Below are 14,982 nucleotides of genomic sequence, written 5' to 3'. Positions count from 1 at the left end.
ACGGTGACCCCCGGCCGGCTCCCGACCCGTGAGCCGGCCACGCACCCTGCCACCGCGGGAGCCCCGACGAGCGCCCTTCGCCACGAGAACCGAGGCCGACACCATGTGCCAGCAAGCCGAACGCGCCCTCGAGCGACGGGCCCAGGGCGAGATCCTGCGCGTCGAACCCTGGGGTCCGCACGCGGTCCGGGTACGCGCCGCGGCCGACACCGTAGACGACGAGGCGAACTGGGCCCTCGATCTTCCCCCTGTGGAGGGGGCGGTGACGGTCCTCGTCCGCGACGACGGCACGGCCCGCCTGGTCAACGGACGCATCACCGTCGAGGCCGACCCCGACGGACGACTGCGCTTCCTGCGCAGCGGAGAGACGGACGGCCTTCGCGAACTGCTCGCCGAGAAGCGCCCGCACCACGGCTGCCCGGGCCCACGCGCCCACACCTCGCGCGGTGACGGCACTGAGGTCTGGTCCTACGGCGAGCAGGCGTACCCGATCCTGCGCGACCACCTCCTTCTGCGTGAGCGCCTGCGCCCCTACCTGAACGAACTCGCCGAGACCGCACACCGCACCGGCGCCCCGCCGATGCGTCCGCTGTTCTTCGACTTCCCCGGCGACGAGACCGCCTGGGACGTCGACGACCAGTACATGCTCGGCCCCGACGTGCTCGTGGCCCCGATCACCGAGGCAGGCGTCCGGGAGCGGACCGTGTACCTGCCGTCCGGCAGCCGCTGGTGCGACGCCGCGACCGGGACCGAGCACGAAGGGGGCGCGAGCGTGTCCGCGGCGGCACCGCTGGAACGCGTTCCGGTCCTCGTCCGGGCCGGTGCGCGCGTGCGTGGCGAATTCGACGGCCTCGGTCCGGGCACGCGGGCGCGATGACCGTGCCGCGCGGTCAGTCCCGGCCGGCCCCTCTCTCCATGACCTCCACGAGCCGCCACAACGTCCGGATGACCTGCTGACGATCCTCGCCCAGGTCCCTCAGCAGCTCGACCTCCGCGGCCAGCTGGCGGGGGAAGAAGGTGTCGATCGCCTGCGCGCCCGCTTCGGTGACGACGACCAGGGCGGCACGCCGGTCGGCGGGGTTGGGGGTGCGGGCGATGAAGCCGCGGCGCTCCAGTTTCGCGAGGGTCTTGCTCATTCCGGCGCGTGACATCCCCATGCGCTGGGCGAGACCGCTGGCGATGACCGGGTCGGTGGCGTGCCGCAGGGGGACCAGGACATCGACCTCGGGAGCGGTGAGGGGGGCACCCGCGTAGAGCGGCTCGACGGCATGGTCGAGGAGCCCTGTGACCCGTTTGAGCAGGCCGACCAGCTCCATGGGGGAGGTGTCCAGGTCGGGGTTGTGCTCCGCCCACTGCGCGCGGATCCCGTCGGGGGAGGGAAGGGAGGAGGGCATGCGGCTCGTCTCCAGCTGTACGGCGAAATTTGTTAACTAGTGAATCATTAGCTAACGTTGTTGCCATGATATCCCCGTCCCCCGCCCCCTCCACCGCTGAACGAGTCACCGATCCGGACACCGCCCCCCACGCTGCCAAACGCTCGGCCCTCGCCCTGGTCGCCGTCCTCGGCGCCCTCACCGCCATGACGCCGCTGGCCATCGACATGTACGTGCCCGGCTTCCCCTCCATGGGCGACACGCTCGGCGCGAGCAGCTCCGCGGTTCAGCTCACGATGACCGCCTTCCTGGCCGGGCTCGTCATCGGTCAGTTGGTGCTCGGCCCCCTCAGCGACCGGCTCGGGCGACGAGGGCTGCTCATCTCCGGGGTCGCCGGTTTCGCCTTCTTCTCCCTCGCGTGCGCGGTGGCCCCGAACATCGGTGTGCTGACCACCGCCCGCTTCCTGCAGGGTGTGACCGGTGCGGCGGGTGCCGTGCTGGCCCGGGCCGTCCTGACGGACCGCTTCCGGGGCACCGAACTGCCCCGCTACTTCGCCGTGCTGTCCCAGATCATGGGCGTGGCACCCATCGCCGCGCCGGTGCTCGGCGGGGCCGTCCTGGCCGTCTCCACCTGGCGCGCGGTGTTCGTCGTGCTGACAGTGCTCGGGGCCCTGCTCCTCCTGGCCGTCGTGCGGTCCGTACCGGAGTCCCTGCCGCCGGAGCGCCGACAGCACGGCGGGATCGCGAGCACCTTCCGCGCCATGGGCGCACTGCTCGGCAACCGGGCCTTCATGGGATACGTCCTCGTCCTCGCCTTCGTCTCAGCGGCGCTGTTCACCTACATCAGCGGTTCCAGCTTCGTCTTCGAGAACCTGCACGGAGTCTCCTCGACGACGTACTCGCTCATCTTCGCCACCAACGCGATCGGCATGCTCGTCAGCGGGGCGGTGTTCTCCCGCCTGGTGCAGCGGGGCGTGCGGCTGAACACCCTGCTCGCGGCCGGCGTCGGCATCGCCGCGCTCGGCGCAGTGGCACAGGCCCTCCTCGTCGTCACCGTCGGCGAAACTCTCGCGGGCACCTGGATCACCCTGTTCGTCACCGTCGCCGGGATCGGCCTCGTCTTCCCGGCGGTCATGAGCATCGGCCAGACCCTCGGCCGCGAAGCCCCCGGCGCCGCTTCGGCGGTCCTCGGGGGCCTGCAGTTCCTGTGCGGCGCCCTCGTCTCGCCCCTGGTCGGCCTCTTCGGGGAGGACAGCTCCCTGCCGATGGCCCTCATCATGCTGCTCGCCGTGGCGGCGGCCGGAGTCTCCCTGTGCGCGCTGGCACGGCCCTGGCGCGGTGAGGGCGAACCCTCGGACGGCTGACCGGCTTGCGTTCAGCAGCGGCCGAGGTGTGCCGCCGCCCACCGCGGATGTCCACGGGGCATGCCTGCGGGGCGGTGCCGGCTTCTCCGCCGGCACCGCCCCGCAGGGTTGTTCGCCTCCTTCAGTCTTCCGACTCACCTGCGTCGGTGAGCGGTCAGTCCACGTTCACGACCTTCCACAGCTGGCTGTCGGCGTTCGTGTCCGTCGACTGGACGAGCTGAGTGCCTCCCGAGGACACGGTGAGCAGCTTGTTGCTGTTCACGTTCTTGATCTCGTAGTAGCCGTTTCCGTTGGCGACCAGTGTCCAGCGCTGGCTCGCGGCGTTGGTGTCGGCCGACTGGACGACGGACGCGCCCTCGGTGGTGACGCCACCGCTGACGCTCATGAGCAGGGCACTGTTCCGGCTGACGATCTCGTAGCTGCCGTCACCGACCGGGACGAAGCGCCAGTTCTGGTTCGCGCCTCCGAGGTCGGTCCACTGGATGACGTTGGCTCCGTCGGTCTGGGAAGCACCCGAGACATCGACCGCCTTACCGCTGCCCTTGTTGAGCACCTTGTAGTTGGCGTTCGTGGTGGGGAACGCGATGGAGGCGAACGCGTCCACTGCGCAGACGGTGCCGGACGACGCGGCATTCTTTGTACCCGTACATACCACCTTGATCGTGTGGGGGCCCGCCGCGAGGTCCGTCTTCTCGAACAGCGGCACCTGCTTCGTCACCGTCGAGGCATACGCGTCGATGCCCGACTGGGCGAGGGCGCCGTCGATGTAGACGTCCACCTTGCCCATGTTCGGCTGCGTCATGCTGAGGTACCGGACGCCCGAACCGGTGAACGAGTACTCGGCGTAGTTGCCCGCGGTGCTGGTGAACTTCTCGGACCCGTTCATGTCCTGGGTGTCGTTCCAGTTCGACCAGGTGCCGGAGTAGGTCACGCCGGCCGCCTTGTCGTCGATGTGATTCCAGCGCTGCCGCACGAGCGCCTTCGACGCGGCGGACGCGTTCCCCTGGGCGTCCACGACGTAGAGGCGGTAGTCACCTGCCGTCTGCGGGACCCTGATGGACGTCGCGGTACCGCTCGCGCTGGTCTTGGTGGGACCGGCGGTGAACGTCGTCGTGCCCGCGGGAGCCAGCCAGAGGGTCTTGGTCCCGTCTCCGGGACTCCGTACCGGAATGGTCGTCACACCCTTGCCGGTGAACGTGCTGGCGGGCAGCGCGTAGTCCTGAAGCGTCACATTGGCGGACGGGATGATGTCCTTGTAGAGGTCGTCCAGACCCGCGTTCACCGCGATGCTGTACGCCTGCGACGGCCACACGCGGTCCGCGTGGACGCGCACGTTCTCGATGGTGCTGCCCGGGACGTTCTTGCTGAAGATCGTGTTGACGGGGCCGTAGGTGTTGGTGATCGTCAGGTCGTGCTGCTTGCCCCAGGTGCCCGAGTTGATGGCGTACTTGACGTCCGGGTCGATGTCCAGGACGTTGTCGTGCTCGTTGATGTTGGCCGAGCCTTCATCAGGGTGGATTCCGTACTTGTGCCCGGCCGGCACGCCCTGGATGTAGTTGTTGCTGATCTCGGTGCCCGGCTGGTTGCCCAGCGTGTAGATGGGAGCCGAGTCGCTGAGCGTCTGCATGGTGTCGATGAGCTCGTTGTACTTGACGCTGTTGTTCTTCGCCGTGGTGGTCGGGTTCCCCTCATTGATGGAGCCCTGCGAACCATCGAAGTTCCACCATCCCCAGCCGAGCGTGATGCCCGCCCACGGCGCCTTCTCGATGCGGTTGTGCTGCAAGGACAGGGTGTCGGCGAAGTAGGCCGACACGGGGCTGGAGCCCTCGAACAGGACCGCGCTGTCGTAGAGGTAGTTGTTGGTCACGGTGATGTTCTTGCAGACGCCCTCGACGGCCACCGGGTACTTCTCGTGGTTGGTCGAGGTGTAGTCCCCGATGTACACGTGCTGGGGGTGTCCCACGGTGATGGCGGATCCGGCGATGTCATTGGTGAAGTTGCCGGTCACCTGCGAGTCCGTCACGTCGTTGGCCATCGTGATGCCGTCCGCACCGGTGTGCTGCACCGTGTTCCGCTGCAGGACGATCCCGTCGGCGTTCTCGATCTGGATCATCGCCGGCGGCAGGTCGACGTTGCGGTAGGTGTAGACGTGGAAGTTGCCCGTCGTGAACACGTTCGCGCTGGCGTTGCCCTGCTGGCCCTGCCGGAAGACGGAGTCCCCCACCTTGGTCAGGTTCCAGTCGGAGTGCTCGACCGTGAGACCGGAGAACGTGATGTTCTTCGCGTGATCGGTCCTGGACGTGCCGGCGATCTTGAGGATGGTGGACACGTTGTTCGGAGCGAAGACCTTCGCCGTGGTCATGTCCTCGGAGCTGGACTTGTAGTAGTACAGCTCGTGGGCGGTCTTGTCGAAGTAGAACTCACCCGGCTGGTTCAGGAACTCGTACGCGTTCATGAACGTGTGGCTGCCGCTGGGGTTGAAGTTGCCGTTCGGCGGCCCCTGGGCGATGGCCGCGCCCGGCTGCTGGTACATGGCCACGCGGTTGGCGCCGTCCGAGCTCGTGGTGATCTGCCTGACGCCGATGATCGCCGTGGTCCAGGTCCACGTCGTCTTGATCTCCACGTCGTCCTGGTTGGACGCGATGGCGGGCAGGTCGGAGAGGCTGTACTTGGATCCGTCGCACTCGTCGACCGACTCCCAGGCCCAGGAAGGCAGGGGGGAATCGACCTTGTAGCGCGAGTAGCACCCGGCCGAGTTGATCGTCTTCGAGGCCATCTCGGCGCGCTTGCCGTTGACGTAGAGAGCGCGGAGCTTGTTGTCCCGGTTGAGGGTGGCCTTCCAGATGTTCCCGCTGTGCTGGGTCCAGCCGGACACCTGAACGCCTCCCTCCAGGACCGGCTTCTCGCCCGGGTAGGCGGTGTACGCGATACGGTGCCCGTTCGTTCCGGAGTCGGCCGAGGTGAAGTCGATGGTGCTGCTCACCGGGTAGGTGCCGCCGCGGAGATAGACGTTGATGTCTCCGGTCATGTTGTCGTTGACCGTGCGCACGACGTCCCGTGCGTGCTGCAGGGTCTTGAACGGCGCCGAGACCGTCCCGGCGTTGGAGTCGCTGCCGTCAGGAGCGACGTAGTACGTCGCCTGGGTGGCGGCCGAGGCCGGGGTCGGCATGGTGAGGGACGTCAGCAGTGTGGCGGAGACCGCCACCGCGGCGCCTGCTGACAACATGCGGACGGAGGGGATGACGTGCTTCATCGTCTGTCACTCCCTCTGGTGCGAACGAGCGGGTGGGCGTACATACGGCGGCTCCCTGTATGTCCTCGGTGGGTCCTCGGTGCGGTTGACTCGGGTCTTCAGCGGGTTCGGCTCTGAGTGCCTCGGAGGCCGGGGCACGACTGTGGGCTCACCTCACGACGGAGGCGGAGCGACGGGGTCAGGGCCGGAGTAACGGCTCGTCCGCTGCGAGGGGGACGTCGGGCCTGATGAGACCCTGGCACCGGAGGTCGTCCCAGAGTGCCGCGGGAACCGCACCGCGGTGGAGTGCGGCGTTCCGGCGGACCTGCTCCGGAGTCCGCATGCCCAGCGTGACGTTGACGACGTCGGGGTGCGTGTACGGGAAGGCGATGGCGGCGGCGGGCAGGGTGGTGCCGTGCCGCTCACACACCTCGGCGATGGCCAGCGCCCGGCGGACCAGGTCCGGCGGCGCGTCCTGGTAGTCGTACTTCATGCCTTCGGCGGGCCGTTCGAGGGAGAGCAGCCCTGAGTTGAACACGCCGACCGCGACGACACTCTTGCCGTGCTCCCGCGCGGCCGGCAGCACGTCGTCCAGCGCGGACTGGTCGAGCAGGGTGTAGCGCCCGGCGAGCATGACGACGTCGGCGGCGGTCTCCCGCAGGAACCGGGCGAGCATGGCGGTCTGGTTCATGCCGGCCCCGATGGCCCCGATCACGCCCTGGTCGCGCAGGTCGGCGAGGGCGGGCATGGCCTCGTCGGCGGCCTGCCGCCAGTGGTCGTCGGGGTCGTGGAGGTAGACGACGTCGAGCCGGTCCAGGCCGGTGCGCTCCAGGGTGTCGTCGATGGATCGCAGGACGCCGTCGCGGCTGAAGTCCCACTGCCGGCGCAGGTCGTCGCGGACGACGAAGCCCTCGCCATCGACGCCTCGGGGCCGGTGGTTGGGGACGAGGAGTCGGCCCACCTTGGAGGAGACGACGTAGGCCCCGCGCGGCCGGGCACGCAGGGCGGCGCCCAGACGGCGCTCGGAGAGGCCGAGGCCGTAGTGCGGCGCGGTGTCGAAGTACCGGATGCCCGCGTCCCAGGCCGTGTCGACGGCGGCCGACGCGTCCTGGGCGGGAGTCACCCGGTAGAGGTTGCCGATCACCGAGGCCCCGAAGCCCAGTGCGGTCACGACGACCGAGGTGTTTCCTATGGTCCGCCGGCGTACCAGGTGCTCCTCGGGGGAGGAAGGCGGACGGTGGGAAGGGGTCAACCGTCCTCCCTCGTGGTGCGGGCCGTGGCGTCGCCCCCTTCAGGGGCGGGCACAAGGCGGTAGAAGGCGGTCGCGGTGCCGGACAGGACGGACTGGATCTCGTTCTCGGTACAGCCGTCGAGCAGTTTGTCGACGGTGGCGGCCCAGCGGTTCCAGCCGCCTGCGAGGTTCGCGACCGGCCAGTCCGAGCCGAACATCAGCCGGTCGGGGCCGAAGGAGTCGAGCAGGACGTCCCAGACGGGCCGGATGTCGGCGGTCGTCCAGCTGTCGTGGTCGGCTTCGGTGATCAGCCCCGACACCTTGCACACCACGTGGGGATGACCGGCCAGCCGGCGCACCCCGCGTTCCCAGTCGGCGAGGTCGCGCGCGGCGATGGGCGGCTTTCCCGCGTGATCGAGCACCTGGGGCAGGTCCGGGAATCGTTCGGCCAGCCGGATCGCCTGGTCGAGCTGGTGGCTGCGGACGAGCACGTCGTAGCAGAGCCCGCGGTCCCGCAGAGCCGCAAGGCCCCGCTCCACATCGGGCCGTTGCAGCCATCCGGGGTCCGTCTCGCCCTGGACGAGGTGGCGCAGCGAGCGCAGATACGTGCCGCCGGGTCCGGCGCTCAGGCGGTCGAGCACGTCACCGATCGCCGGCGACGTCAGATCCGCCCAGCCGACCACGGCCCCGATCAGCGGCTCCTGTGCGGCCAGCGCGAGCAGGTCCTCGGTCTCGGGCACGTCCGCGATGCACTGCACCACGACCGTGCTGTGCAGCCGCCGGCCCGCGATCGGGTGAGTGGCGGTGGCGCGCAGATCGCCGGGGGTGAAGGTACGGCGGATCGACGTCACGGCGGGGTCGTCGAGCCAGGGCTGCGGGCGCCGGTCGAGGTCCCACAGGTGGTGGTGGGCATCGACGAGTGCGGGGGCTGCGGTCACTGCGGCTCCCCCTCCGGGCTCAGATGCCAGATTTCCGGCAACACCGTCCACTGGCGTGAGTCGCCCCGGTCCGGCCAGGGCTCCTGGCAGGGGTCGGTGAGCTTCCACCACTTCTGGGTCTCGGGGTCGGCCTCGAGTTCCGCCATGTCGGCCTCGAAGTCCTCGCCGTGGTACTCGAAGTAGGCGAACAGCGCGTCACCGTGGAGGAAGATGCTGTAGTTGCGGATCTGCGCCCGGCGCAGGGCGGCCTCGACTCCGGGCCAGACGGCGGAGTGCAGCTCGAGGTACTCCTGCCGGTGTTCGGGCCGGAGCCTGATGGTCTGGGCGATGCGTTTCATCACGCACCCTCCTGGGGGGTGAAGGGCGTCCGGTAGCTGGGGGTGTTGGTGCGCAGCCGGAGCCGGAGAGTGAGCCGGATGCGGGTGGAGGCGGGCAGGCGCACCGTCAGGAAGGCACTGTCGCAGGGCTGCTCCGCCTCGGTGACCACCGGCTCCGAGTGCCCGTAGTCGTACATGTCGCCGATCCAGCCGTCGTCCGTGCAGGTCGTGTACCGCACGGCGGTGATGGTGTGCTCGGCGAAGGCGCCGGCCTGGACGATGACCGTGCGGTCCGCTTCGGGGGCGAGGTTGACCAGTTCGACGGTCGTCGCCTCGGGCTCGATGGAGGTGACCAGCGCGGCCACGTCCGGCGGCAGGCCGGCGCGGCGGGCGTCGGCGTCGTGGTAGCGCAGCCGGGCCTGCTGGAGGCCGCCTTGGTACAGCACCTGGGGGCCGCCCCAGGTCAGCTGGACGAGGGCCTCGGTGGCGACGGGGTTGCACAGCTGCCACACGTGGATGTCGGCCTCGGGCACGTCCAGGTCGCGGTAGCGGTCGATGCGCCGCAGGCGGTGTCGGATCTGGGCCTGGGCGGTGGCGAGGATGCGCTCCGGGTAGTCGGGGTCGTCGCCGGCGAGGAACGCGAACCACGCCTTCTCGTGCCCGGACTCCTCCTTGGCACGGAACGGCCGGACCGTACGCCAGTCGATGCCGTCGGCCTCACGCAGCCCCTCCAGCCGGGCGCGGTCGGTGTCGGAGGCCGTGTGGTGCCACAGGGCGACCGGCACGGGCGGGGTGACCGGGTTGTAGTCGAACCAGCCCGAGTCGTTGTGACGGAAGGGGAGGTGGATCGTGGGCGTATTGATGTCCGGACCGAGCTCGACCGCCCACTTGGAGGGCAGACTCGAGTCCGCCTCGGTGTGGGGCATCACCTTGCCGTGGCCGATGAGGGTGTCGAGCGAGGTCGCGACCATGGAGAGGTAGTCGTCGTCCCCGGTGACCGTCGCCGCCGCCAGCGCCGCCACACAGGCCGCGTGACCCACGCTGTGCCAGCCGTGCGGCCAGGACCAGCCGTAGTGGCCGCCGTACCAGCGCCCCTCCAGCAGACCGCCGACCTCGCCGTCCGGGCCGGCGTTGTCCGGGATGAGTCCCTCGTTCGCCCGCGTCCGCTCCCGCCACGCGCCCACGTACTCGACGATCCAGTCGCGGTAGCGCTCCTCACCCGACAGGATCCAGGCGTTGAGGACCAGTCCGGCCGCGGCGAGGTTGACCGCCGTGTCGCCGACGCCCATCCGCTCGCGCATCTGCGCGCCCAGACGCGGATCCTCCGAGAGGTGGAACGGGCCGTCCTTCGCCTCGGGGAGCCACTCCAGGGGGTAGCCGTAGGTCTCGGCCTCCTTCAGCAGCCAGGGGTAGACGTCACCGTCGAACAGGCCCGACCGGTCCGGGTCGCTGCCGTTGTGGGGACGGGTGATGACGCGGTGCTCGGGGTCGTAGTTGCCCTTGGACGCGTCGACGTACAGCTCGGCGAAGCGCAGGGCGCGCTCGGACCAGCGGTCGGGCGCGGCCATGCACAGGAAGTAGAGCAGCAGCAGGCTCTCGCCCTGGTGGAACCAGTCGTAGCCGCGCTCGTACTCGTCGCGCAGCATGTCCAGTTCGGTGAGCTGCCGGGTCACGCCCTCCCAGTGCTTCTCACTCGCGGGCAGCAGATCGTCCGCGCCGCCGAGGAGGTAGAGCTGGGGCCAGTTGAAGAACACCTCGTAGAAGTCGTCCACACCGTCACGGGTGGTCAGCCGGTCGTTGTAGTTCAGCCGTCCGTCCGGACCGGTGAAGTCACGGGCGAAACGGCGCCAGGCGTGGTCGAGCAGGTCGAACAGGGCACGCTGTGCCGTGGCCCAGCCGGGTGGTTCGAGCAGCGGCACCCCGGCCTGGACTTCGGGCGGGGGAGCCGGGTGGCCGGAGGCCTGGGCGTCCTCCCCCGAATCGTGGTCGGCAGAGCTGAGTGGCATGCGGGGGTTCTCCGTTCGGGGTGGCGGCGCGGACGTCATTCCTTGGTGGCTCCGGCGAGCATGCCGCTCACCAGGAAGCGCTGGGCGAAGAGGAAGACGACGAGCACCGGTGTGATGGCCACCAAGGTCGCCAGAGCCAGCTGCGGGCGTTCGATGGCGAGCGAGCCGACCGTCGGGTTGAACGACGGCACACTGCTGAGCAGGTTGCCGACGCCCACCTGGACGGGCATCTGATCGCTCTCGGGGAGCATCACGTACGGCAGGAAGTAGTTGGTCCAGTTGGCGACGAAGCTGAAGAAGCCCACGAGCGCGATGACCGGTGTCGCCAGCGGCAGTGCCACGAGGCGGAAGACACCGAACTCGGAGCAGCCGTCCATCCGCGCCGCCGCCAGAAGGTCCTTCGGCACGGCGGTGGTGAAGTAGATGTAGGTCAGATAGACGCCGAACGGATAGAAGGAGTACGGCAGGATGATCGACCACATCGTGCCGATGAGGCCCACCGCGTTGATCTCCAGGAACAGCGGCACCACCAGCGTGGCGTTCGGCATGAGCATCACGACCAGCGTCGAGATCAGCAGCGCGCGCCGGCCCCGGAACTCGGTCATCGCCAGGGCGTAACCCGCGGGCACGGCCACGCACAGCGTGATGGCCAGCGAGATCACCGCATAAACCGCCGAGTTGCGCAGCCACAGCAGGATGGCGTTGTCCTGGTAGGCGGTGAGCGCGTCCCAGTTGGTCTTGAGGGTGTGCCAGGAGCCGATGGAGAGCGGGCTGTCGTGTACCAGCTGCTGGTCGGTCTTGGTCGACGCGAGGACGAGCCACAGCACCGGCAGCACGAAGAACACGACGAACACGGCGAGTACGGAGGCGGCCAGCAGCCGGGACGGCAGGTGCCGTGCGGACCGTCGGCACGGCAGGTGCCGTGCGGACCGTCGGCGCTGCCGCGAGGTCCGGTGCCGGGACCGGCTCACGGCCTCGGGTCCCCGCTCCGTGCGGGGTGCGGCGACCGGACTGGGGGAGGTCTTAATCGGCATCGAAGAATCCCGACCGTGCGACGAAGAGGGCGGCGGCCGACACACTGACGACCAGGAGCTCCACCGACACGGCGGCGGCGCCGTTGATGTTGTTCATCTGGAAGGCGAAGTCGTACGTGAGCTGGTTGAGCGAGTAGTCACGTCCGGCCACGCCCACGCTGGCGAGGGAGAGCAACTGCGGCTCGACGAACAGCTGAGCGCCGCCCGCGAACGCCAGGATCACCATGTAGACGATCCACTTGCGAAGCATCGGGATCTGCACCCGCCAGGCGATCTGCCAGCCGTTCGCGCCGTCGATGCGCGCGGCTTCCATGACGTCCTTGGGAATGTTGTTGAGCGCCCCGTACATGACGACGATCCAGCCGCCGGCACCGGTCCAGAACGCGATGATCGTGAACAGCAACGCCAGGTTGCCGGGTGCGATCACCTCGCCGAAGGTGTGGAACCCCAGCGTCCCCAGCAGGGAACTGACCGGGCTCACCGTCGGATCGAGCATGAACAGCCAGACCAGCACGCTGGCGGCGCCGGCGAGCGCCCCGGGGATGTAGTAGAGGAACCGGAGCGCCTGTCCGGCCTTGCCGGAGGCCAGGCGGTGCAGCAGCAGCGCCAGGCCGACGACGAACACCACCAGCGAGAAGAGCCAGAGGACGAGGTAGACCGCCACATGGCTCACGGCGTCCAGGAAGCGGAAGTCCTGGGCCGTGGTGACGAAGTTGGCGAAGCCGGTGAAGGTGCCCCCGGCGTCGGTGAAGGCGAAGTAGATGGCGTAGCCGGTCGGAAGGATGCCGAAGGCGATCAGCAGGATCACGTAGGCGGCGACGAACGCCGCGCCCGCCCGGCTCTGCCGTACGGGGCCGCGACGGCGCCGACGGGCAGAGCCGGTCGAAGAGAGGGTCAGGGTCACTGGGAGACCTTGTATCCGTCGGACTTGGCGTACTTGACGATGGAGTCCTGCCAGGCCGGCAGCATCGAGACGATGCTCTTGCCCTGGGTCAGGCCGGGCTTCACGGTCGCGGCCCAGATCGCCTCCTGGCTGAACTGTCCCGAGCCCCAGCCCGGCCAGACCTGTCCGGAGGCGTCCTTGAGCGCGCCGAGGTCACCGCGGAAGTAGCCGGAGGCGTCCTGGGCCTTCAGCCAGTTCTCGGCCGCGGGCGCGTAGGCCGGGAAGCCGGGCGCCTTCTCGCCCTGGTAGGCGTTGTCGGTGGTGACCCACTTCAGGAAGTCGGTGGCCGCCTTGAGGTGAGCGGAGTGCTGGGAGAGCAGCCAGGTGCCGCCGCCGACATTGCCGGTGGACGTCTCGGTGTCCCCCTTCCACTGCGGTATGGGGGCCACCCCGATCTGCTTCGCCGGGGTCTTGAGGCCGTCCTTGAACACCGCGCCGCCGAACCAGGCCGGACCGGGCATGAGCAGGACCTTGTCGGCCTTGTTCTTGGTGAAGTCGGTGCTGAACACGCCGCTGATGGACATGGACTTGTTCTTGATGAGTACGTCCATGAGCTTGGCCATCTTGGTACAGGCCTCGCTGGTGGTGTTCACCGACACGGCCTTGGGGCCGGTGATGTGGTTGGCGCCGCACTTGCTCGCCCACAGGTAGATCTCGGGGGTGAAGGAGTCGCCCGCGTCACCCACCAGGTAGCCGGGGTGGTCCTTGGCGACCTTCTCGCCGAGCTTCTGGTACTCCTCCCAGGTCGTCGGCAGCGTGTAGCCGAACTTCTTCATGAGCGGCGCGTTGTACCAGAGCACCGCCTGGGAGAGGTCGTTGCGCAGGCAGTAGAGCGTGCCGTTGACCGTGCAGACGTCGTTCGCGCCCTTGGCGAAGTTCCCCAGGGTCGCCTCCGGGATCAGTCCTTTGTTGAGCGGCGCGGCGAAGCCCGCGTCGACCGCCCAGGTGACCTCGTTGTTCTGGGAGCTGAAGACGACGTCCGGCCAGCCCTTCTTCGTGCGGTTGAAGAGCTGGACCTTCGTCTGGAGGTAGTTGGAGCCGTTGGCGTTGCCGTCGTAGCTGACGATGCTCAGCTTCACGTCCGGGTGCAGCTGCTGGTACTGCTTCGCGGCGGCCAGGCGGGTCGCGTCCACCCAGACGGTCAACGCGCCGTCCTTCTGGGGCGCCTGGGCGAAGCCGTCCTTCTCGGTCGTGCTCGCAGTGCCGCCGCCACCGCAGGCGGCCACGGTCAGGAGCACGGTGGCCGCGCAGCCGGCCAGCAACGCAGAACGTCTCTTGCTGGACACTCTTGCCTGGCCGGCCGAAGACTCGTTGAGGGTCATGAACGACTCCACTTGGTGTGCGGGCGCCCCGAAGCAGATCGGGAAGGTGGCGCGGGGATGGGGCGACGACTGCTCTGTCACTGCCGTCGCGGAAGAAATTAGGCGCCCTATCGAGCAGGCAGTCAAGAGTGTGTGCAGCTCCATTTGCCCAATCTCAAAGCGTTACCTTGAAGATCTGAGGGCGATTAACGCCAGTTACGACCTCTATGCCCCATTTATGCATCACCCTTTACCGGCTAGGTTCTTGCAAAATGAGTACGACTCATTGTTGGCTGAGGGTACGATGAGCGCGGCTCAACAGCGATCAGTCGCTGTCGTCGCAGTCACCCGGAGGCATCACAGATGAACGACACGCCCGCGACCGAACTGGCTCTGCCCGCGCAGGCCTCCGCCACCACTGCTGCCGCGGCGGTGAACGGCTCGGACGAGGAGCGGCGTGACTACCGGCCCGGTTACGAGGTGGTCGCCGAGCGAATCCTCGAGTACATCGCCGAGGCGCGCCTGACGCCGGGCGACCGGCTGCCGACGGAGAACGACCTCGCCCAGACGCTGAACACCAGCAGGGCGGTCGTGCGGGAGGCCGTGAAGATCCTTTCGGCCCTCGGCCGGGTCCGGGCCCACAAGGGGCGCGGACTGTTCGTCGCGGACGACGAGGGCATGCTCATCACCAGCCGCTGGGGCGGTTTCTTCCGACCCGTCGACATCGATCACGTCCTGATGCTGTTCGAGTTCCGCAGGGTGCAGGAGATGGCCGCCAGCAGTCTTGCGGCCACCCGGGCCACGCCCGCCGAGCTACGGACCATCGAAGTCGCGATGCAGCAGTGCCGGCACGGGTTCGTGCACGGCCAGGTCGATGTCTTCAACCAGGCGGACGACGACTTTCACACCGGTGTGGCAGCGGCCTCGCACAACACCTTCCTGGTCAGCGCGGTGCGCGACGCGCGACGTCTGCAGCGGCAGTCCAGTGCCATCGGAATCCACGACACGTTCGGTGACGGCACCGCGGCCGCGGTGGAAGAGCACGAGGCGATCTACCGGGCCATCCGCGACGGCCGGCCGGACGAGGCGGCCGAGGCCACGGCGGTGCACCTCGACAGGACGCTGGAGGACTACCGGCGGGAGATCCAGCGGCGCCTGTTCGGGTAGCGACGGGCGAAGGCGGGGCCGTAGCGACGGGCAGAGGCGGGGCCAGCCAAGGGGTTGTGCGGTGCCGGCGCGTCAC

General features: G+C 68.7%; 12 protein-coding genes. 3 read left to right on the top strand and 9 right to left on the bottom strand.

Annotation, left to right across the window (positions count from 1 at the left end; translation table 11 throughout):
* Positions 1-103 precede the first annotated feature (103 nt).
* Positions 104-877 carry a glycoside hydrolase family 31 family protein gene (locus tag ABTX60_RS33705; protein ID WP_352100819.1) on the top strand — a complete coding sequence of 258 codons (774 nt, stop codon included), beginning with the start codon at positions 104-106 and terminating at the stop codon, positions 875-877.
* A 13-nt stretch (positions 878-890) separates the two neighbouring features.
* Here the strand turns inward: ABTX60_RS33705 and ABTX60_RS33700 are convergent, their stop codons facing one another.
* Entirely contained in the window at positions 891-1,394 is a 504-nt protein-coding gene (locus tag ABTX60_RS33700; RefSeq protein ID WP_352100818.1) for a MarR family winged helix-turn-helix transcriptional regulator, read from the bottom strand.
* Positions 1,395-1,459: 65 nt separating this feature from the next.
* Here ABTX60_RS33700 and ABTX60_RS33695 point away from each other — a divergent pair, with 65 nt between their 5' ends.
* Positions 1,460-2,737, top strand: a complete 1,278-nt coding sequence (locus ABTX60_RS33695; protein ID WP_352100817.1) for a multidrug effflux MFS transporter — start codon at positions 1,460-1,462, stop codon at positions 2,735-2,737.
* 154 nt (positions 2,738-2,891) lie between these two features.
* On the opposite strand, the gene ABTX60_RS33690 is transcribed toward ABTX60_RS33695, so the two are convergent.
* From ABTX60_RS33690 to ABTX60_RS33655, 8 genes are all read right to left on the bottom strand, one after another.
* On the bottom strand, positions 2,892-5,990 hold the full coding sequence (locus tag ABTX60_RS33690) for an RICIN domain-containing protein (protein ID WP_352100816.1): 3,099 nt from the start codon (positions 5,988-5,990) through the stop codon (positions 2,892-2,894).
* Between the two features lie 178 nt (positions 5,991-6,168).
* On the bottom strand, positions 6,169-7,179 hold the full coding sequence (locus ABTX60_RS33685; RefSeq protein WP_502992446.1) for an aldo/keto reductase: 1,011 nt from the start codon (positions 7,177-7,179) through the stop codon (positions 6,169-6,171).
* Positions 7,180-7,217: 38 nt separating this feature from the next.
* Positions 7,218-8,138, bottom strand: a complete 921-nt coding sequence (locus ABTX60_RS33680) for an amidohydrolase family protein (protein WP_352100814.1) — start codon at positions 8,136-8,138, stop codon at positions 7,218-7,220.
* Positions 8,135-8,476, bottom strand: coding sequence for an L-rhamnose mutarotase (locus ABTX60_RS33675; RefSeq protein ID WP_352100813.1), 342 nt, complete (start codon positions 8,474-8,476; stop codon positions 8,135-8,137). Before ABTX60_RS33675 ends, ABTX60_RS33680 begins: the two co-directional genes overlap by 4 nt.
* On the bottom strand, positions 8,476-10,461 hold the full coding sequence (locus ABTX60_RS33670; protein ID WP_352100812.1) for a DUF8034 domain-containing protein: 1,986 nt from the start codon (positions 10,459-10,461) through the stop codon (positions 8,476-8,478). Before ABTX60_RS33670 ends, ABTX60_RS33675 begins: the two co-directional genes overlap by 1 nt.
* Before the next feature lie 35 nt (positions 10,462-10,496).
* On the bottom strand, positions 10,497-11,351 hold the full coding sequence (locus tag ABTX60_RS33665; protein WP_352100855.1) for a carbohydrate ABC transporter permease: 855 nt from the start codon (positions 11,349-11,351) through the stop codon (positions 10,497-10,499).
* A 133-nt stretch (positions 11,352-11,484) separates the two neighbouring features.
* Complete coding sequence (locus ABTX60_RS33660) at positions 11,485-12,399, bottom strand: carbohydrate ABC transporter permease (RefSeq protein WP_352100811.1); 915 nt, start codon at positions 12,397-12,399, stop codon at positions 11,485-11,487.
* Positions 12,396-13,760, bottom strand: a complete 1,365-nt coding sequence (locus tag ABTX60_RS33655; protein WP_352100810.1) for an ABC transporter substrate-binding protein — start codon at positions 13,758-13,760, stop codon at positions 12,396-12,398. Before ABTX60_RS33655 ends, ABTX60_RS33660 begins: the two co-directional genes overlap by 4 nt.
* Before the next feature lie 342 nt (positions 13,761-14,102).
* Between ABTX60_RS33655 and ABTX60_RS33650 the strand changes: the two genes are divergently transcribed.
* Positions 14,103-14,906: a FadR/GntR family transcriptional regulator gene (locus ABTX60_RS33650; protein ID WP_352100809.1), complete on the top strand. Its 804-nt coding sequence runs from the start codon at positions 14,103-14,105 to the stop codon at positions 14,904-14,906.
* The last annotated feature ends 76 nt before the right edge of the window (positions 14,907-14,982 follow it).

This window comes from Streptomyces sp. NPDC126510, assembly GCF_040302345.1.
Lineage (GTDB): Bacteria > Actinomycetota > Actinomycetes > Streptomycetales > Streptomycetaceae > Streptomyces.
The sequence above is the reverse complement of the archived record's forward strand: the minus strand, read 5'-3'. Positions and strand labels throughout refer to the sequence as shown.

What these genes read in the sequence shown, in the direction of transcription:
- ABTX60_RS33705 (WP_352100819.1), top strand. Translation starts at nt 104, where the DNA reads ATGTGCCAGCAAGCCGAACGCGCCCTCGAGCGACGGGCCCAGGGCGAG.
- ABTX60_RS33700 (WP_352100818.1), bottom strand. Translation starts at nt 1,394, where the DNA reads ATGCCCTCCTCCCTTCCCTCCCCCGACGGGATCCGCGCGCAGTGGGCG.
- ABTX60_RS33695 (WP_352100817.1), top strand. Translation starts at nt 1,460, where the DNA reads ATGATATCCCCGTCCCCCGCCCCCTCCACCGCTGAACGAGTCACCGAT.
- ABTX60_RS33690 (WP_352100816.1), bottom strand. Translation starts at nt 5,990, where the DNA reads ATGAAGCACGTCATCCCCTCCGTCCGCATGTTGTCAGCAGGCGCCGCG.
- ABTX60_RS33675 (WP_352100813.1), bottom strand. Translation starts at nt 8,476, where the DNA reads ATGAAACGCATCGCCCAGACCATCAGGCTCCGGCCCGAACACCGGCAG.
- ABTX60_RS33670 (WP_352100812.1), bottom strand. Translation starts at nt 10,461, where the DNA reads ATGCCACTCAGCTCTGCCGACCACGATTCGGGGGAGGACGCCCAGGCC.
- ABTX60_RS33655 (WP_352100810.1), bottom strand. Translation starts at nt 13,760, where the DNA reads ATGACCCTCAACGAGTCTTCGGCCGGCCAGGCAAGAGTGTCCAGCAAG.
- ABTX60_RS33650 (WP_352100809.1), top strand. Translation starts at nt 14,103, where the DNA reads ATGAACGACACGCCCGCGACCGAACTGGCTCTGCCCGCGCAGGCCTCC.